Raw genomic sequence first — 17394 nt, forward strand, 5'->3', positions numbered from 1 at the left:
GGTCAGAGGTCGTCGGCGTCGACGATCCGGTACGCGTAGCCCTGCTCCGCCAGGAAGCGCTGGCGGTGCGCAGCGAAGTCCTGGTCGACGGTGTCCCGGGCGACCACCGAGTAGAAGTGCGCCGCGTGCCCGTCCGCCTTCGGGCGCAGCACCCGGCCCAGCCGCTGGGCCTCCTCCTGGCGGGAGCCGAAGGTGCCCGAGACCTGGATTGCGACGGTGGCCTCCGGCAGGTCGATCGAGAAGTTCGCGACCTTCGAGACCACCAGCACGCCGATCTCCTTCGACCGGAACGCCTCGAACAGCTTCTCCCGCTGCGCGTTCGAGGTCTCGCCCTTGATCACCGGGGCGCCGAGCGCCTCGCCCAGCTCGTCCAGCTGGTCGATGTACTGGCCGATCACCAGGGTCTGGTCGCCCGCGTGCTTCTCCACCAGCCGCTCCACCACCCGGCGCTTGGTCGCCGTGGTCGAGCAGAACCGGTACTTCTCCTCCGGCTCGGCCGTCGCGTACGCCAGCCGCTCCGAGTCGGTCAGCGTCACCCGCACCTCGCAGCAGTCGGCGGGCGCGATGTAGCCCTGCGCCTCGATCTCCTTCCACGGGGCGTCGAACCGCTTCGGGCCGATCAGCGAGAACACGTCGCCCTCCCGGCCGTCCTCGCGCACCAGCGTCGCGGTCAGGCCGAGCCGGCGGCGGGCCTGCAGGTCGGCGGTGAACTTGAACACCGGCGCGGGCAGCAGGTGCACCTCGTCGTACACCACCAGGCCCCAGTTGCGGGCGTCGAACAGCTCCAGGTGCGCGTACACGCCCTTCCGCTTGGTCGTCATCACCTGGTACGTGGCGATGGTGACCGGGCGGATCTCCTTGCGGGTGCCGCTGTACTCGCCGATCTCGTCCTCGGTCAGCGAGGTCCGCTTGACCAGCTCGTGCTTCCACTGCCGGGCCGAGACGGTGTTCGTCACCAGGATCAGCGTCGTCGACTTGGCCTCCGCCATCGCCGCCGCGCCCACCAGCGTCTTGCCCGCGCCGCACGGCAGCACGACCACGCCGGAGCCGCCGTGCCAGAAGCCGTCCACCGCGTGCCGCTGGTACGGGCGCAGCTGCCAGCCGTCCTCCCGCAGGTCGATCGGGTGCGCCTCGCCGTCCACGTACCCGGCGTGGTCCTCGGCGGGCCAGCCCAGCTTGAGCAGCACCTGCTTGATCTGCCCGCGCTCCGAGGGGTGCACCAGCACCGTGTCCGGGTCGATCCGGGCCCCCACCAGCGGGGTGATCTTCTTCGAGCGCAGCACCTCCTCCAGCACCGGCCGGTCGGTGGTGGTCAGCACCAGCCCGTGCACCGGGTGCTTCTGCAGCTGCAGCCGCCCGTAGCGCGCCATGGTGTCCGCGACGTCCACCAGCAGGGCGTGCGGCACCGGGTAGCGCGAGTACTCCACCAGCGCGTCCACCACCTGCTCCGCGTCGTGCCCCGCTGCCCGCGCGTTCCACAGGCCCAGCGGCGTCACCCGGTACGTGTGCACGTGCTCCGGCGCCCGCTCCAGCTCGGCGAACGGCGCGATCACCCGCCGGCACTCCGCCGCCCGGGGGTGGTCGATCTCCAACAGCAGCGTCTTGTCGCTCTGCACGATCAGCGGTCCGTCCACGCCTGTGCATCCCCTTCCGCGCGGGCCAAACCTCCAGTGTGCCGCATCGCCCCGGCGGCCGGGCCCGGGGCAGGGGCCAGGGCCGGGGCCGGTGGACCGGGGCCGCGGTCAGCCGAGGAAGAAGTTGTGGCCGACGTCCGGGGGGATGACCTCCTCGTACGGGGTGGAGCCAGGGCCGGGGAGGTGGGTGCCGGGGACGGGGTCGGTGCCGGTGCGGTGCAGCAGGGTGACGCCGTCCTGGTCGAAGAGCCCCTGGTAGCCGTGGGCCAGCAGCAGGGCGCGGTACTCGGCCTGCTCGGGGTCGCGCTGGAACGGGAAGGCGCGCTGGGTGTAGCGGAGGATGACGTACTCCTGGCCGCGCGGGGTGCCGTCGGCCAGCACCACCTCCGTGCGGTTGGTCAGGCGCGGCGCGATCTGGTTGTCGGCCTCGACGGTGGCGCCGTCCGGGATGAGCTTCGCGGCCCGGGCCAGCGCCGCGGTGGGGGCCTTCGGCTGCCACTCGTACGGGACGGCCAGGTGGTACAGGCCGAGCGCGGCGGACGCGGCCAGCGACAGGACGGCGGCGGTGGCGCCCAGGCGGCGGGCCTGCGCGCGCCTGCCGCGGGCCCACAGCACGCCCAGCGCCTCGATCGCGGCGGTCACCAGGACCGGCCACAGGAAGGCGTCGTAGTGCCGGGCGATCGACCAGTGGTTCGGGTTGTCGGAGAACACCCGCTCGGCCAGCAGCGGCAGCGCGACCAGGGCCGTGCCCGAGCGCAGCGGGAGGGCGGCCGTGGTGAGCACCAGCCAGCCCAGCAGCATCGGCTTCAACGGGCTGGAGAACGCCGACTCGACCAGCAGCCAGGGGTTGCCCAGCACGTGCCGCAGCGCCTCGCCGCCGTCCGCGCCGAGCTGCTCGTAGTTCCAGTAGTAGCCGGGGACGCCGCCCATCGCCGGGATCAGGGTGGAGATCTCCACCGCGCTGGACAGCGGCCCCCCCAGCAGCAGCGCCCAGCCCAGCACCTTCGCCCGCCGGTCCGCGCCGCCGCGCTCGCGCCACAGCAGCACCGCGCCGTACGCGCCCACCGCCAGGCCGACGTCCTCCTTGGTCGCGCACAGCAGCAGTGCCGCGAGCGCGGCCCCGCCCCAGCGCCGCGCCCCCGCCCGTTCGAACAGCAGCAGGAACAGCGGAACGGCGAACCCCACCTCGTGGAAACCGCTCCGGGAGGCGATCAGCAGCGGCCAGCCCAGGCCGTACACCAGCGCCGCGACGTCCCGCACCCGGGTGCGGACCCGCTGGTCCGCGTCCGCGAACGCCCGGGTCGCGATCCGGCGCACCAGCGGGACGCCCGCCGCGAACAGCGCCGCCTGGCCGACCAGCAGCATCCGCGGGTCGTCCCACACCCAGTACAGCGGGGCCATCAGCGCCAGCACCGGCGAGAAGTGGTCGCCCAGCAGCGAGAACCCCGGCGGGAACTCGTGGTGCACGCTCTTCAGCGTCGACACCGGCAGCCCGAAGTGCGCGTAGCCGCGCACGCCCTGGTCGAAGATGCCCAGGTCGAAGCCGCCCAGCTGGAGCGAGGTCCACTGCTGGAGGCCCAGCGCCAGGCAGGCGGCGAAGCACAGCAGGGTCAGCAGCACGGTGCGGACCCGGCGCGAGGACAGCCGGACCCCCGACGCGCGGGCCGCCGCCCCACGGGCGGCGGGGGGTTGCAGAGCGGAGGTAGTGGTCACGGCTTCGGTCCTGTCGGGGGCCGACGCGGCCCGGTCGCACGGGTGGACCCAACCACCCCCGGTCGCTCCGCAGTCTAACCGCCGGTCCCGGGACGGCTCCGGCCTCCCGGCGAAGCGGAAGCCGGTCCGCCGGACCAGTGACCCGCACCGCGCTCGCTCGTTGGACATGGCATGATCAAGCCCAACCGATTCCTGGCCGGCCTGGCGCTCTCCGGCGCGGCCCTCGCCACCGCCCTCGGGGCGGCGCCCGCCCACGCCGCCGACACCGAGGCCATGGCCCTCGACCAGGTCGCCGACATCGGCCAGCCCGGCGGCCTGATCGGCACCGTCGCCTTCACCGGCACCGGCCTGCTGACGGGCGTCGAGCCGAAGATGCCGGACCCGCACGCGATCGTGGACGAGGCGAAGAAGCAGAAGGCGGAGGAGGACGCGAAGCAGGCCGCCGGCAAGTAACGCGGACCTGCGAGCGCACCGACAGGGGCGCGGGGAACCGCACGCCGCAGGAGGAGCCCGTCGGCGAGGTCGCGGAACAGGGCGGGCGACCGTCCCGCGTCGCGATCCGGCCGCGCGTTCCTGCCCGGCCGTGCGGTTCCCCGCGCCCCCGCGCTACTCCTCGACCTCGGCGACGCCGGTGATCCGGTGGAGGGCGAAGGTGCGGACCTCGTCGGAGAGGTGGTCGTAGGCGGTGACGAAGCCGCCCTCGACCTTGACGGGGTCGATGACGCGCTGGGAGGAGAGTCCCTCCGCGTTGATGTAGCCGATCCACATGCGCTCGCCGAGCAGGACGGCGGTCTGCAGGGCGGCGAGGGTGTCGGCGGACGCGGTGCGGGGCACGGCCGCGCTGGTGCGTGAGGCGGGCCCCGCGACGGGGTCCTTGCGGACGGCGGTGGCGGCCCGGTCACCGGCCCGGATGGCGCGGACGGCGGCGGTGAGCAGGGCGTCGTCGGGGCGGGCGGGGCCGTCCGGGACGGGCAGCGGCGGGGTGCGGGGCGGGGTGCGGCGGCTGTCGGGGCGGGTGATGACGACGTCGCCCTCGGCGGACTCCGCGGCGGGCGCGTAGCCCATGGTGCGCAGGACGGCGAGCAGGGTCTCCGGCCCGGCCTGGGCGGCGAGGACGGTGGGGGCGAGCAGCCGCAGCCGCAGTTCGGCGGCGCGCCGGTCGGCGAGGACCTCGTCGAGCAGGCGGGGGTCGTCGCAGCGCAGGTAGGAGGAGGCGGCGCCGACCCGGAGGATGCCGTGGCGGCGGGCGACGTCGTCGATCAGGTAGGCGAGCGGCTGCGGGACGGGCGTGCGGGAGTGCTGGGCGAGGAAGGCCCGCAGGTCGGCGGCGGTGCGTCCGGCGTCGAGGGCGCGGCGCACCGACTCGGGGGTGAAGCGGTAGACGGTCGCGCCGCCCTTGGACTCGATGTCGGCGGCGAGGGCGAGGGCCTGGGCGAGCGGGGTGAGCAGCGGGCCGGGGGCGATCGCGGTGAGGTCGGGCTGCAGGATGACGTGGTCGAGGGGTTCGGGCAGCAGCGGCGCGAGGACGAGCGCCGGGTCGGCGCCGTCGAGCAGCGCCCGGACGGGGGCGGCGAGGGCGCCGCGGCCGGTGGCGCCGAGCAGCTCGGCCTCGTGCAGCGTCCAGCCGGTGAGCTGGTCGCGCAGGTCCTGGCCGTCGGGGCCGGTGGGCCCGCCGCGCAGCGGGCGGTGCCAGCGCAGGACGGGCAGCAGGGCGTCGGCGGACGCGGCGGTGCCGGGCGGGAGCTCGGCGAGCCGGGCGAGGACGGCGCGGCGCACGGACGGGGCGAGGGTGCGGTCGAGTTCGGGGCCGAGCACGGCGCGCGGGCGGCCCTTGCCGTCGGGGGTGCCGGTCAGGCGGCCGACCCGGGTGGCGGCGAGCCAGGCGCGGGCGAGCAGGGTCCAGCGCTCGGCGGTGTCCTGCTGGAGCCACTGGTCGTACGCGGGGGTGGGGGCCCAGACCTCGTCGATCTCGCCGTCGGGGGCCAGCAGGCCCGCGGTGTGGGCGAGTTCGATCCAGAACGCGGCGTCGCCCTCGGAGCACTCCAGCAGGGCGGCGGTGCGCTTGAGGTCGCGCACGCCCAGGCCCCCGGCCCGCAGGGTGGGCGGCGGGGTGAGGCTCCAGGACTCCAGGAGCTCCTCGACGGTGCGGACGGCGGTGGCGGCCTGCCCGGCGGCGGTGCGGTCGGTGGTGGCGGGGTCGCGCTCGACGACCGGGGCGACGGCGGGCGGGACGGGGTCGACGCTGCGGTGGGTGCGGCCGCCGCGCAGGTGCAGGGCGAGTTCGCGGGGCAGCACGACCGAGGTGGGGCTGGAGGGCAGCAGCAGGCCGCGGGCGAGCAGCCACTCGACGGGGCTGTGCGCCTGGGCGGCGGTGACCTGCCGGGCGGCGTCCGGGACGGTGCCGGTGGGCGGGCCCCAGACCAGGCGTTCCAGCAGGCCGTGGGCGGCGGGCGGGGCCTGGTCGAGCAGGGCGCCCAGCCGCTTGCGGTCGCCGAGCAGGGCGGTGAGCGCGGCGACGGCGGTGACCGGGTCGGGGGTGGGCGGCAGCCCGGTGTCGGCGAGCAACTGCTGCAGGCGGGCGGGCGACATGCCGGTGGTGGCCTCGGCGAAGGTCGGGCCGAGGCCGGTGCGGCCGGGGTTGAGGGCGCTCGGGGCCAGCGCCTCGCGGACGGCGAGCACCAGGCGCAGCGCGGAGTCCGGGCCCCACAGCAGGGCCTGCTCGCGCAGCCGGTCGAGCGCGGCGGGCAGGGCGGCGGTGACGGCGGCCCGGTCGACGGGCTCGGCGCCGGGGTGCGGCTTGACCCGGGCGGGCCCGGTCAGCAGGTTGCGCACCGTGGTGTCGGAGGCGCCCTCGGGGGCGGCGGCGAGCGCCTCGGCGACCTGCAGGGTGAACCGGTCGAGCCGCTCCAGGGCGCGCAGCACGGATGCCCGGCTGGAGAGCCGCGCGGACAGCTGGGTCAGGTCGGTCGGCACCGGGTTCAGCAGGTCGGGACGGGCCCGGAGCAGCGCGGCGACGGCCTCGTCGCTCCGGCCGCGGAGTTCCTCGGCCAGGGTGCGGGGGGCGGTGGCGCGGGTGGCGCGCGGCGCGCTCTGCGGTGCGGTCATCCGGTCCAGACTAGTCAACGCCTCCCGTCGCGGCCCAGAACAGCGGCGGAACTCGGGGCGAACCGGTGCCCGCTCAGCACCGCCGGGCGTGCCGGGCCCAGCTGTCGGGCGGCTCGGCGAGGGCGCGTTCCACGGCCCACCGGACGCCCTCGGCGAGCGCGGTGACGGCGGCCACCGGGTCGTCGAAGGTGCGCTCGGGGAGTTCGTGGACGCGGTGCGACCCGCAGTCGACCGGCGCCGCGCAGCGCACCGCCGTCCGGACGGACAGCTCCCACGGCGGTCCGGGCAGCGGGTGCCATTCGAGCGGGTCGCGGGGGGCGTCCAGTTCGGCTTCGCACCACAGGCCGGGCCCCTCGGCGTACCCGGCCAGCCCGCAGGGCCCGGCGGGCAGCTGGTGCCAGCTCAACTGCCAATTCCCGCCGAAGCGTTCGGCGAACCCGCGCAGCGCCTCGGCGGCGGCGCGCAGCGGCGGCAGCAGGGCTGACGGGTCGTCGAGGGCGGGGAACAGGCGGTCCGGGTCGCCCTCGTCCCAGCGGATCGTTCGCACGAGGGGCAGTGTGCCAGGGGCCGGACGGGGCTCGCTTCGGTAGGGCGCGGGTGGGTACCGTCTCGGTGGGCGGCGGGTTCGTGGACGTGTTCGTGGACGTGAGGGCGGGTGGCGGGGCGATGGCGGGCGGCTCGTGGTGGCGCGAGGGCGGATCGGCGGACGGCGCGGACGGCGGGGAGAGCGTGTACCTGCCGCGGCAGTCGGTGGATTCGCCGCCCCCGAAGCCCCCAGCGCCCCCAGCGCCTCCGAAGCCCCCGGAGGCCCCGGCGGTCGGTCCGGACCGGCCGCGGCCGCCCGCGATGTCCTCCCCGGCCGAGGTCGAGCGGGCCTTCGCGTACTCGGAGGACCCGGACGGCCCGGGGCTGGGCGCGGTCCAGCCCGGGTGGACCGTCACGTACGACGACCTGCCGGAGCCCGAACCCGCGTCCGCGCCGGAGCTGGCGCCGGAGCCCGACCCCGACCCCGAGCCGGAGGCGGAGGCGGCGCCGGAGCCCGCGGCGGCGCCCGGGCGCGAGCGGCGGGGGCTGGGCCGGACGGTCCTGGCGGTGCTGTTCGGCACGCCGAAGACCGCCCCCGGGCCCGCACCGACGCCCCCGCCCGCCCCTGCGGCGGGCGGGGCCCGCAAGCCCGCGCCGCTGCTGCTGCTGGGCGCGGCCCTGCTGCTGGGCGGGGCGGCGACGGGCACGCTGCTGGCGATGCTGCTCGGCTGGGCGGCGGCGTACCTGTCGCAGGGCTGGACCGACCTGATGAAGAAGTTCGCGGTGCTGGGCATCCCGCTGATCACGGTGACCGGCCTGACGGTGTGGAACTGGGGCCGGGAGAAGGGCCGTTGGGGCAGCCAGCTGTCCCCCGGCACCGACGTGGGCGCGATGACCTGGGCGTCCGCGCCGGGCGTGCTGCGGGTCGCGGCCGTGCTGTCGGCGCTGTTCGTGCTGGCGGTGACGCTGCGCCGCCGCAAGGGCTGACGGCACGCCACCTGACGGGGGGTCCGGCCGCGGCGTCCTCGCGACGTGGACGGCACGGGGGCACAGGCAGCGGGGACGGTGCGGTGCGGGCGGTGCAGAGGGCGCGGTGGTAGCGGAGCCCGGGCCTCGCCGAGGCCGTTTCGCCGTCCGTCCGCGCCCACCAGGCCCGGGCACCCGCGTCCGTCCGCGCCCGTCCGCGCCCGTCCGCGTCCGCCCGGGATCGTTCGGGATCGTTCGGCGGGCCCGCCGCGGTGGTGTCCGGCGCCGTTCCCGTCCGTGGCCGTCTTCTCCCGGCCGCGCCCCGCCGCCGGGCGGGGTCTCAGCTCGCGCCGAGGAGGTGCAGCAGTTCGGCGATCAGGAAGTGCGCGCCGGTGTAGCCGATGCCCTGGAACCACAGCTGGTCGTCGACCGGGAAGGCCCGGTGGCCGCGGACGGCGCCCAGGGCCCGCCAGGCGGGGGAGGCGAGGGCGGCGTTCAGGCCGTTGCGGTCGGGATCGCCGTAGCCGGCGTACAGCAGGAGGTCGCCGTCGGCGGCGGCGAGTTGGTCGGGGGCGGTCTCGACGTCGAAGCGGTCGGCGTTCTGCGGGTCGGGGCGGGGGAGGCCCAGGTCGGCCAGGACGCTGCCGGGGAAGTTCTGCCGGGCGTACAGCCGGACGGCGGGGGAGCCCTCGACGAAGCGGACCAGGCTGATCCGCTGCCCGGCCGTTCCGGAGGAGGACAGCGCGTTCCGGGCCTGGTCGACGTGGTGCCCGTACGCGGCGACCACGGCGGCGGCCTGTTCGCGCCGGTCCAGGGCGGCGGCGTGCAGGTGGAAGTTCTCCTTCCAGGGCGCGCCGGTGGTACCGGTGGCCACGGTCGGGGCGATCGCCCGCAGCGCCGCGGTGTGCGCGGCGTCGCGGGCCAGGTTGGTGAGGATCAGCTGCGGTCGCAGGGCGGTGATCGCCGCGGTGTCGGGGGCGGCCCCGACGTCGCCGACCACGGTGACGGCGGCCAGCCGGGAGGCGGGCCAGTAGGAGGGCAGGGTGCGGTCCAGCGGGGCCTTGGCGGCGCCGACCGGGGTGATGCCGAGGGTCATCGCGGAGTCGAGTTCGGCGGTGTCCAGGGCGACCACCCGCACCGCCCCGCCGGGCACGGTGACCGGTCCGTCCGCGGCGGGGACGGTGACGTCGGGGCGCGGGCTGGGGCTGGGGGCGGCGGGCGTCGCGGTGCCGGTGGCGTCGACGGCCCCGGGCAGCGGCGGGCCCTCGGGCAGCACGCGCGGGCCGCACCCGGTCAGCAGGGCGGCGCCGAGCCCGGCGAGGACGGCCCGGCGGGAGAGCGGCGGGGGTGGCACCTGGGGACCTCCGGCAGCGGGGGCGGACGGCTGCGGCACCGCCCGGGCCCGTGGCGGGGCAGTCGGCGCGGCACTGGCCAGTATGTCCGCCTTGCGGCTTTGCACCCGGCTTTTCCGGCCGGAAACCCCGCTGGCTAGGCTGGCGGCATGGCTCTCACCGTCGGCTTCGACCTCGACATGACGCTCCTCGACACCCGCCCCGGCATCAAGGCCACCTACGACGTGCTGGCCGCCGAGACCGGCACCGTCATCGACTCCGACCTGGTGGTCAGCCGGCTCGGCCCGCCGCTGGTGCAGGAACTGGCCAACTGGTACCCGCCGGAGCGTCTGGAGGCCGTCACCGACCGCTACCGCGAGCTGTACGTGGAGCACGCCATCGCGCCGGCGTTGGAGCTGCCCGGGGCGCTGGCCGCGGTGGCCGCGGTCCGGGCGGTCGGCGGCCGGGTGCTGGTGATCACCGGCAAGTGGGAGCCGAACGCCCGCCGCCACCTGGACGGCATCGGCCTGGAGGTGGACGTGCTGGTCGGCGACCTGTGGGCGGAGACCAAGGGCGAGGCGCTGCGCGCGCACGGCGCGGACGTCTACGTCGGCGACCACCTGGGCGACATCCGGGGCGCCCGGGCCGCCGACGCCGTCGCGGTCGGCGTGGCCACCGGCCCGTACGGCGCCGCCGAGCTCGCCGCGGCCGGGGCGGACGCGGTGCTGCGCGACCTCACCGAGTTCCCCGCCTGGCTGGCCGGGCACCTGGCCTGACGCGCGCGGCTCAGCCGCGCGGCTCAGCCCGCGGCGGCCGCCTCCCGGGCGCGCCGCCGCCGGGTGTTGGCCCGGGCGTCGGCGAACAGTCCGCCCAGCGCGACCAGCAGGCCCAGCGGCATCAGCATCGCCATCCAGTAGGCGAACGAGGGCAGCCTGGTCAGGTCGAAGACGTACGGCACGAAGACGGCGATCACCGACAGCATGCCGACGCCGAACACGATGCCGCCGACGCGGACCAGGACGTCACCGGGGCCGTCGGACCGGTCGCTCACTCCCACCACTCCTTCTTCACGCGGGTCGCTCCCCCCGATTGTCCCACCGCGCGCCCCCTCCGATCGGCGGGGGCGCGGCGCTGTGCGTTCCGACTGAACGCTCAGGATTCCCAGGAATTCCTCAGGCATGCTGATGATCGGAACGGGGAACGGCGACGGGCGAGCGGGGCGTACGGCGGGATGGGACTGACCAGTCACAAGGTGCTGGCGCTGGCGGCGCTGCTGTCGGTGCTGATGGTGGCGGCCACCGTGCGGTACTGGCCCCGGCTGGCCGGGCCGGGCTGGCGGGCGGTGCTGGGGCGGATCGCGACCATCGTCGGCACCCAGCTCTCGGTGATCTGCACGCTCGCCCTGCTGGCCAACAACTCCTTCGCGTTCTACAGCAGTTGGGACGACCTGCTGGGCACCGGCGAGGACGGCCCGGTCACCGTCCAGAACCAGTTGGGCAGCCACGCCCCGGGCGTCCAGCGCCTGTCCACCGAGAACGTCCGGGACACCGGGGCCAGCGGGCGCGCCCCCGAGCGGTCCGGCCGGCTGGAGAAGGTCCGGCTGCCCGGTGCGGGCACCGGCCTGTCCACCGAGGGCTACGTCTACCTGCCGCCGCAGTACTTCCAGCCCGCCTACCAGGGCCGGCGCTTCCCGGCGGTGATCGCGATCACCGGCTTCCCCGGCGACGCGAAGAACCTGGTCACCAAGCTCAACTACCCGTCCGTGCAGCTGAAGCTGACCGAGCAGGGCAAGGCCCGGCCGACCGTGCTGGTGCTGATGCGGCCCTCCCCGGCGATGCCCCGGGACACCGAGTGCGAGGACGTGCCGGGCGGCCCGCAGGTCGACCGGTACTTCAGCGCCGACGTGCCCGCCGCGCTGCGCGCCTCGTACCGGATCGCGGACGGGCCGGGCAGCCTCGGGGTGATCGGCAACTCCACCGGCGGGTACTGCGCGCTGAAACTGGCGATGCGTCACCCCGGGGTGTTCGCCGCCGCGGTGTCGCTGTCCGGCTACTACCGGGCCGCCGAGGACGCGACCACCGGCGACCTGTTCGGCGGCGACCGGCAGCGCCGCGACCAGGCCGACCTGGAGTGGCGCCTCGCCCACCTGCCCGCCCCGGCCACCGCGCTGCTGGTCGGCGGCAGCCGGGAGGGCGACGGCGACTACTACCAGCAGACCGAGCGGTTCCGGGCCGCGGCGAAGGGCACCGCGACCAAGGTCTCCGCGATCACCCTGGACAGCGGCGGCCACAACTTCACCACCTGGTCCCGGATGCTCCCGGCCGCGCTCGGCTGGCTCTCCGACCACCTCGCCGACCCCGCCTGACCGGCCGCGCGTCACAGCGCGCAACTCCTCGCGCGCAGGGAGTTTCGACCCGCGCCGCGCCCGGGTATGCAGCCATCGCGCGGGCGGACCTGACGGATGGTCCACGAACGCCCGCCCGTTCACCGATCGGGGGTGTGAGCCAGTGGAGGGCGCAGCAGGCGCGGGGCACGGCCACGCCCGGGTCCGGAATCCCTTCGCCGTTCCGGTGAGCGCTGAGGGATCATTGCTCCACTGAGCGAAACCGGCCGCCCGATCGGGGCGCCCGTCCGCACATCCACCCGCGGCCCGACGGGGCCGCACGCACCCGATACCGAGGACTGTTCGAGATGCCCACCGGCCAGGTCAAGTGGTTCAACGAGACGAAGGGCTACGGCTTCCTGTCGCGCGACGACGGCGGCGAGGTGTTCGTCCACACCAAGGCGCTGCCCGCGGGCGTCACCACGCTGCGGCCGGGCCAGCGTGTCGAGTTCGGCGTCGCCGCGGGCCACCGCGGCGACCAGGCGATGAGCGTCCAACTGCTGGAGGCGCTGCCCTCGGTGGCCGCCGCCCAGCGCAAGAGCGCCGACGACATGGCCCCGATCGTCCAGGACCTGATCACCAAGCTGGACAGCGTGCTGCCGGGCCTGCAGCGCGGCCGCTACCCGAGCAAGCCGGAGGGCCAGAAGATCGCCATGGTGCTGCGCGCCATCGCCGACCAGTTCGACGTCTGAGCGGGGCCCGGCCGCTCCCCGCTCAGGGGAAGGCCAGCGCGCCCGGGCCGACGGCGGGGACGAGTCCCTGCTCGGCGGCCCGGGCGAGCAGCACGCGCACCGCCGCGTAGCCCTCCTCGCCGAGGTCCGCGGTGAACTCGTTGACGTACAGCCCGATGTGCTGCTCGGCGACGGTCGGGTCCATCTCCTGCGCGTGCGCCAGCACGTACTCCCGGGACGCCGCCGGGTCCGCCCAGGCCGCCCGCACCGACTGCCGCACGGTGTCGGCCAGTTCGCGCAGCCGCTCGGCGCCCAGCGAGCGCCGGGCCACGATCGCGCCCAGCGGGATCGGCAGCCCGGTGGCCGCCTCCCAGGCCTCACCCATGTCGGCCAGGCAGTGCAGCCCGTACTGCTGGTACGTGAACCGGGCCTCGTGGATCACCAGTCCGGCGTCCACCTCGCCCGCCCGGACGGCCGGCATGATCTCGTGGAACGGCAGCACCACGATCTCGCCGAACCCGCCCGGCACCGCCTCCCGCGCCCACAGCCGGAACAGCAGGTACGCCGTCGAGCGCTCGCTCGGCACCGCCACCCGCCGCCCGGCCAGCGCCGCCGCCTCCAGCGGCCCCGCCGTCAGCACCAGCGGCCCGCAGCCCCGGCCCAGCGCCCCGCCGCACGGCAGCAGCGCGTACTCCTCCAGCACCCAGGGCAGTTGGCCGTACGAGATCTTCAGGACGTCCAGCTCGCCGCGCTCGGCCAGCCCGTTGGTGACGTCGATGTCCGCGAACCGCACCTCGGGCGCGTCGGCGCCCGGCACCAGGCCGTGCGCCCAGGCGTGGAAGACGAAGGTGTCGTTCGGGCAGGGCGAGTACGCGACGGAGAGCGGCTCGGCCATCTCAGACCTCCTGGAGCAGACGCGGTACCGGCGGCAGCGCCGCGAAGGCCCGTTCCAGGGCCGTCAGCGCCTCGCCGATCCGCCAGGCGGCGCGGTCGCGCGGCCCGACGGCATTGGACACGGCCCGCAGCTCACCGGCCACGAGCCCGAACCGGGCGGCCGCCTCGGCCACCCCGAAACCCTCCATCGCCTCGGCCAGCGCCCGCGGGTGACGCCGCCTCAGCAGCTCGGCGCGCTCCGCCGAACCCGTCACCGTGGAGACCGTCAGCACCTCGCCGACCGCCCCGCCGCAGGCCCCCGCGAGGGTCTTCACCAGCGCGGGCGGCACCGGGTGCCGGACGGTGCCGAAGCCCAGCTCGGTGACGTCCGCGAAGCCGTCCGGCGTCTCGGCGCCCAGGTCGGCCGCCAGCACCGCGTCCGCGACCACCAGCGACCCGAGCGGCGCGCCCGGCGCGAAACCGCCCGCGATGCCCGCCGACAGCACCAGCCGGTGCCCGCCGCGGGCCAGCGCCACCGCCGTGCCCGCCGCCGCGGCCGCCGGGCCGACGCCTACGGCCAGCACCTCGGCCCCCGAACCGGGGCCCAGCCCGCGCCGCACCGCATCGGCCTCCGCCTCCACCGCGACCACGACGAGCAGCCCGGCCGCGGGGCCGGGCTGCTCGTCGGTGCGCTCAGCGGTCATCGACCGGAAGGTCAGTCGGTCTGGTTCTTCAGCTCGAAGAACCAGACCGCGTAGATGTCGCTGCTCTCCTGGTCGCGGACGGCCACCGTCACCGAGGTCTTGTCGATGGAGGACATCACCGTGTGCGCGGGCACCGTGCCGGAGAAGGTGGTGCCGCGGGCCGAGTTGATGATCGGGGCACCGCCCTGGGACTGGCTGGAGCCGCCGTCCGTGTACGCGAACCAGCCCTTCTTGGCCAGGTCCTTCGGCACGCCGACGCCGATCCGGTCACTGGCCCGCACGTCCAGGAGCGGCAGGTCGTTCTTCTTGCCCGCCGCCTCGGCCGCGTCGGAGCAGGCCTTGAGCGCGGCCTGCCCGATCGGCTTGCCGTCGTTGTAGCAGAAGGGCGCCGCGGTGGTGGACGAGGTGCCGACGACCAGCGTGGCCACGTTCTCACGGGGCTTGCCCGCGTCGTGTGCCCAGTAGATACCGGTACCGAGGGAGGCGGCGCCGACGACGACGACGCCGGCGATACCGGCGATGGCACGGGTGCTGAGGCTCATGCGCAAGAGGCTACTCGCCTTCCGTGATCACACGACGCCGGGGTGCCCGAGTCGTCCGAGGTTACGCCGTGCGCGGGCGCGCCGCGGGCCGCGCCCGGGCCCGCCGCTCAGGCCATCCGGGCCCGCGCCGCCGCCCGGCGCGGCCCGATCCGCAGCAGCGAGCGGAACGTCCACAGCAGCATCACCGTCATCACCGCCGCCGCCACCGTCAGCCCCAGCACCGGGTTCAGCGGCAGCGCGATGCCCACCGCGCCGCCCGCCACCCAGCACAGCTGCAGCACCGTCTCCGAGCGGGCGAACGCGGACGTCCGCACCGCCTCCGGCACGTCCCGCTGGATCAGCGCGTCCAGCGCCAGCTTGCCCAGCGAGGCCGACATCCCCGCGACGCCCGCCACCAGCGTCACCGTCACCGCCCCGTACCAGAGCGCCGCCGCGGCCGCCGCCACCGTCGCCAGCGCCAGCACCGCCGTCACCGTCACCTCCGACCCGCGGGTGCGCAGCCACGAGCCCAGCACCGACCCCAGCGCGTTGCCCAGCCCCGCCGCCGCCGCGACCAGGCCCAGCGCCACCGTCCCCGGCAGGCCGCCCGGCGGGTCCCGGCGGATCAGGAACGCCAGGAACATCACCAGGAACCCGACCAGCCAGCGCAGCGCCGCCACCCCGCGCAGCGCCATCACCACCGAGGGGCCGACCGCCCGCAGCACCCCCTTGGGCCGCACCTCCTGCGGCTCGGCGTGCAGTTCCGCCCGCTGCTCGCCCTTGGCCGAGTCCACCTGGTGCGGCAGGTGGAAGGCCATCAGCGTCCCGATCACGAACACCACGAACGCCCCCCGCAGCGGCCAGGCCGGCCCCAGCAGGTGCAGCAGACCGCCCACCCCGCCCGCCACCAGCGTGGTCAGCAGACCCGCCAGCGTCACCCGCGAGTTCGCCTTCACCAGCGACAACTGCGGGGGCAGCAGCCGCGGCACCACCACGCTGCGCACCACCCCGTACGCCTTCGAGGCGACCAGCACCCCCAGCGCCTCCGGGTACAGCGCCAGCCCGCCGCCGGTCACCACCCCCGCCATCACCCAGGCCAGCGCCGCCCGCGCCAGCATCGACATCGCCATCGCCGAGCGGCGGCCGTTCGGCAGCCGGTCCAGCAGCGGACCGATCACCGGGGCCAGCAGCGCGAACGGCGCCATCGTGATCAGCAGGTACAGCGCGACCCGGCCGCGGGCCTCACCGGTCGGCACCGAGAAGAAGATGGTGGACGCCAGCGCCACCGTGATCAGCATGTCGCCGAACGAGTTCAGCGCGTGCAGCTCGATCAGCTTCGCCAGGCCGGACTCGCCCGCGCCCTCCGCCGAGGTCGCCCGCCGGATCCGGCGGCCCGTCCCGTGCACCACCCGGCCGGTGCGCACCCCCGCCCCCGACGCGACGCGGGTCCAGAACCCGCGGGCCCGCACCGTCGGCGCGCCGTCCTCCGCCGCAGGGCCGGGGCCGTCCTGACGGGGCGTCGGACGCGAGGCATCCGCCTCCGGCTCACCGGGGGCCACGGGATGCTGCCGCGACACGGCGGACGCTCCCGACAGGCCCTCGGCCTGCCCGGGACGCAGTCCGTGTTGCGGTGGGTTCTCCTCCGCCACACACCCATCCTGCCCGAGAATCGCAGACCTAACGAGTGATTGGCCGGGCCTCGGCGCGCCCGCTCCCGCGGCCCCGGACTGTGCTGCACCACCGACCGGCGGGTAGCCTGCACTACGCGCGTGCCCGGCCTCCCGCAGGGGGGTGGCCGACCTGGGCGGCGCGGCCCGGCCACGGAGCGGCCCCGGGTCTAGCAGAATGGACCGGCCCCGTGCTCGCGGGGGCCGCCCCGGAGACGTGGCAGCGGCAGCCGGCGCGGGCCCGGAACGCCGGGCGACACCGGCAAGGCCGCAGGATGACAGGACTGGGAGAGAATCGACGCCGTGAGTGCTGCGATGCGAAGCCGTACCCCTGACCGGCTCTGTGCAGAGGCCGTCGACCTCGCCCGCCAGGCGGTGGTGGAGAGCGTCGGAGAGGCCGTCGTCGGCCCCCACGTGAAGGCGAGCGCGGACGCCGAGCGCGTCGTCACCCACACCTTCGAGTGCCTCGACCCGGCGTACCGCGGCTGGCACTGGGCGGTCACCGTCGCCCGCGCCCCGCGCGCCAAGAACGTCACCCTCGACGAGGTCGCCCTGCTCCCCGGCGCGGACGCCGTCCTCGCCCCGCAGTGGGTGCCGTGGAGCGAGCGCCTGCGGCCCGGCGACCTCGGCCCCGGCGACCTGCTGCCCACCGGCGCCGACGACCTGCGCCTGGAGCCCGGCTGGACCGGCGAGGACGAGCCCGCCCCCAACTCGGTGCTGGCCGAGGCCGCCGAGGAGGAGGCCCCCGCCGAGGGCATCCAGCCCGCGCCCGCCCGCGCCAAGATCAGCGCGATCGCCGAGGAGCTCGGCCTCGTCCGCCCCCGGGTGCTCTCCCGGCACGGCCTGCACCAGGCCGCCGAACGCTGGGAGACCGCGTACGGGCCGCAGACCCCGATGGCGCAGTCCGCCCCGGCCTCCTGCAACACCTGCGGCTTCCTCGTCCCGATCGGCGGCTCGCTCGGCCAGGCGTTCGGCGTCTGCGGCAACGAGTTCGGCCCCGCCGACGGGCAGGTCGTCTCGCTCGCCTACGGCTGCGGTGCCCACTCCGAGGCCGCGGTCCTCCCGGCCCCGCCCGTCCCCAGCGAGCTCATCCTCGACGAGACGGTGGTCGAACCCCTCCGGCTCCACCCCGACCGCGCCTCCGGCTCCGTCGAACCGGACGCGCCCGCCGAGGAACTCGGCCACGCGTAGCGCCGCGCGCCGGGCGGAACCAGGGCCGTGCGCGCCCTGGTCGCGCGTCCGCTGCGTACGGTGCCGTCGGCGACCCCTGGCAGAATGCCGACTCGTACGCAGACCACGCG

16 protein-coding genes are annotated in these 17394 nt (G+C 75.9%); 6 read left to right on the plus strand and 10 right to left on the minus strand.

Going from position 1 to position 17394, the window contains the following annotated elements; translation table 11 throughout:
• Positions 1 to 2: 2 nt before the first annotated feature.
• The gene (locus ACFY00_RS10350) at positions 3 to 1634 is read right to left on the minus strand and encodes a DNA repair helicase XPB (protein WP_388029428.1); all 1632 of its coding nucleotides are present in this window, start codon (positions 1632 to 1634) and stop codon (positions 3 to 5) included.
• 108 nt (positions 1635 to 1742) lie between these two features.
• Positions 1743 to 3347, minus strand: coding sequence for a DUF2079 domain-containing protein (locus ACFY00_RS10355; protein WP_388029431.1), 1605 nt, complete (start codon positions 3345 to 3347; stop codon positions 1743 to 1745).
• Between the two features lie 171 nt (positions 3348 to 3518).
• On the opposite strand from ACFY00_RS10355, the gene ACFY00_RS10360 reads away from it, so the two are divergent.
• Positions 3519 to 3800 carry a hypothetical protein gene (locus tag ACFY00_RS10360; RefSeq protein WP_033250540.1) on the plus strand — a complete coding sequence of 94 codons (282 nt, stop codon included), beginning with the start codon at positions 3519 to 3521 and terminating at the stop codon, positions 3798 to 3800.
• Positions 3801 to 3953: 153 nt separating this feature from the next.
• Here ACFY00_RS10360 and ACFY00_RS10365 read toward each other — a convergent pair whose 3' ends face one another.
• Positions 3954 to 6452 carry a helicase-associated domain-containing protein gene (locus ACFY00_RS10365; RefSeq protein ID WP_388029434.1) on the minus strand — a complete coding sequence of 833 codons (2499 nt, stop codon included), beginning with the start codon at positions 6450 to 6452 and terminating at the stop codon, positions 3954 to 3956.
• Between the two features lie 73 nt (positions 6453 to 6525).
• Positions 6526 to 6999 (minus strand): hypothetical protein, encoded by a 474-nt coding sequence (locus ACFY00_RS10370; RefSeq protein ID WP_388029437.1) that lies wholly within the window; start codon positions 6997 to 6999, stop codon positions 6526 to 6528.
• A 50-nt stretch (positions 7000 to 7049) separates the two neighbouring features.
• Here ACFY00_RS10370 and ACFY00_RS10375 point away from each other — a divergent pair, with 50 nt between their 5' ends.
• Entirely contained in the window at positions 7050 to 7964 is a 915-nt protein-coding gene (locus ACFY00_RS10375; protein ID WP_388029439.1) for a hypothetical protein, read from the plus strand.
• A 319-nt stretch (positions 7965 to 8283) separates the two neighbouring features.
• On the opposite strand, the gene ACFY00_RS10380 is transcribed toward ACFY00_RS10375, so the two are convergent.
• Entirely contained in the window at positions 8284 to 9297 is a 1014-nt protein-coding gene (locus ACFY00_RS10380) for an ABC transporter substrate-binding protein (protein ID WP_388029442.1), read from the minus strand.
• A gap of 147 nt (positions 9298 to 9444) precedes the next feature.
• On the opposite strand from ACFY00_RS10380, the gene ACFY00_RS10385 reads away from it, so the two are divergent.
• Positions 9445 to 10050, plus strand: a complete 606-nt coding sequence (locus tag ACFY00_RS10385; RefSeq protein ID WP_388029444.1) for an HAD family hydrolase — start codon at positions 9445 to 9447, stop codon at positions 10048 to 10050.
• 23 nt (positions 10051 to 10073) lie between these two features.
• Here the strand turns inward: ACFY00_RS10385 and ACFY00_RS10390 are convergent, their stop codons facing one another.
• Positions 10074 to 10325 (minus strand): hypothetical protein, encoded by a 252-nt coding sequence (locus tag ACFY00_RS10390; protein ID WP_285736211.1) that lies wholly within the window; start codon positions 10323 to 10325, stop codon positions 10074 to 10076.
• A 180-nt stretch (positions 10326 to 10505) separates the two neighbouring features.
• Here ACFY00_RS10390 and ACFY00_RS10395 point away from each other — a divergent pair, with 180 nt between their 5' ends.
• Together ACFY00_RS10395 and ACFY00_RS10400 are read left to right on the plus strand one after the other, a co-directional pair.
• Positions 10506 to 11639: an alpha/beta hydrolase gene (locus ACFY00_RS10395; RefSeq protein WP_388029446.1), complete on the plus strand. Its 1134-nt coding sequence runs from the start codon at positions 10506 to 10508 to the stop codon at positions 11637 to 11639.
• Positions 11640 to 11965: 326 nt separating this feature from the next.
• Entirely contained in the window at positions 11966 to 12349 is a 384-nt protein-coding gene (locus ACFY00_RS10400) for a cold-shock protein (RefSeq protein WP_285736209.1), read from the plus strand.
• Between the two features lie 22 nt (positions 12350 to 12371).
• Here the strand turns inward: ACFY00_RS10400 and ACFY00_RS10405 are convergent, their stop codons facing one another.
• The 4 genes from ACFY00_RS10405 to ACFY00_RS10420 form a co-directional block, all read right to left on the minus strand.
• Positions 12372 to 13223 carry a 1,4-dihydroxy-6-naphthoate synthase gene (locus ACFY00_RS10405; RefSeq protein WP_388029450.1) on the minus strand — a complete coding sequence of 284 codons (852 nt, stop codon included), beginning with the start codon at positions 13221 to 13223 and terminating at the stop codon, positions 12372 to 12374.
• Position 13224: 1 nt separating this feature from the next.
• Complete coding sequence (locus tag ACFY00_RS10410) at positions 13225 to 13905, minus strand: futalosine hydrolase (RefSeq protein ID WP_388029453.1); 681 nt, start codon at positions 13903 to 13905, stop codon at positions 13225 to 13227.
• An 11-nt stretch (positions 13906 to 13916) separates the two neighbouring features.
• Positions 13917 to 14447: a hypothetical protein gene (locus ACFY00_RS10415; protein WP_388029456.1), complete on the minus strand. Its 531-nt coding sequence runs from the start codon at positions 14445 to 14447 to the stop codon at positions 13917 to 13919.
• 107 nt (positions 14448 to 14554) lie between these two features.
• A complete protein-coding gene (locus tag ACFY00_RS10420) occupies positions 14555 to 16003 on the minus strand; it encodes an MFS transporter (RefSeq protein WP_388029458.1) in 1449 nt (482 codons plus the stop codon).
• 405 nt (positions 16004 to 16408) lie between these two features.
• Here ACFY00_RS10420 and ACFY00_RS10425 point away from each other — a divergent pair, with 405 nt between their 5' ends.
• Positions 16409 to 17284, plus strand: a complete 876-nt coding sequence (locus ACFY00_RS10425) for a DUF3027 domain-containing protein (protein WP_388029804.1) — start codon at positions 16409 to 16411, stop codon at positions 17282 to 17284.
• Positions 17285 to 17394: the final 110 nt, after the last annotated feature.

Source organism: Kitasatospora sp. NPDC001540 (genome assembly GCF_042894345.1).
In the GTDB taxonomy this organism is placed as follows: Bacteria; Actinomycetota; Actinomycetes; order Streptomycetales; family Streptomycetaceae; genus Kitasatospora; species Kitasatospora phosalacinea_C.

What these genes read in the sequence shown, in the direction of transcription:
- ACFY00_RS10360 (WP_033250540.1), top strand. Translation starts at nt 3,519, where the DNA reads ATGATCAAGCCCAACCGATTCCTGGCCGGCCTGGCGCTCTCCGGCGCG.
- ACFY00_RS10365 (WP_388029434.1), bottom strand. Translation starts at nt 6,452, where the DNA reads ATGACCGCACCGCAGAGCGCGCCGCGCGCCACCCGCGCCACCGCCCCC.
- ACFY00_RS10385 (WP_388029444.1), top strand. Translation starts at nt 9,445, where the DNA reads ATGGCTCTCACCGTCGGCTTCGACCTCGACATGACGCTCCTCGACACC.
- ACFY00_RS10395 (WP_388029446.1), top strand. Translation starts at nt 10,506, where the DNA reads ATGGGACTGACCAGTCACAAGGTGCTGGCGCTGGCGGCGCTGCTGTCG.
- ACFY00_RS10400 (WP_285736209.1), top strand. Translation starts at nt 11,966, where the DNA reads ATGCCCACCGGCCAGGTCAAGTGGTTCAACGAGACGAAGGGCTACGGC.
- ACFY00_RS10405 (WP_388029450.1), bottom strand. Translation starts at nt 13,223, where the DNA reads ATGGCCGAGCCGCTCTCCGTCGCGTACTCGCCCTGCCCGAACGACACC.
- ACFY00_RS10410 (WP_388029453.1), bottom strand. Translation starts at nt 13,905, where the DNA reads ATGACCGCTGAGCGCACCGACGAGCAGCCCGGCCCCGCGGCCGGGCTG.
- ACFY00_RS10415 (WP_388029456.1), bottom strand. Translation starts at nt 14,447, where the DNA reads ATGAGCCTCAGCACCCGTGCCATCGCCGGTATCGCCGGCGTCGTCGTC.
- ACFY00_RS10425 (WP_388029804.1), top strand. Translation starts at nt 16,409, where the DNA reads ATGCGAAGCCGTACCCCTGACCGGCTCTGTGCAGAGGCCGTCGACCTC.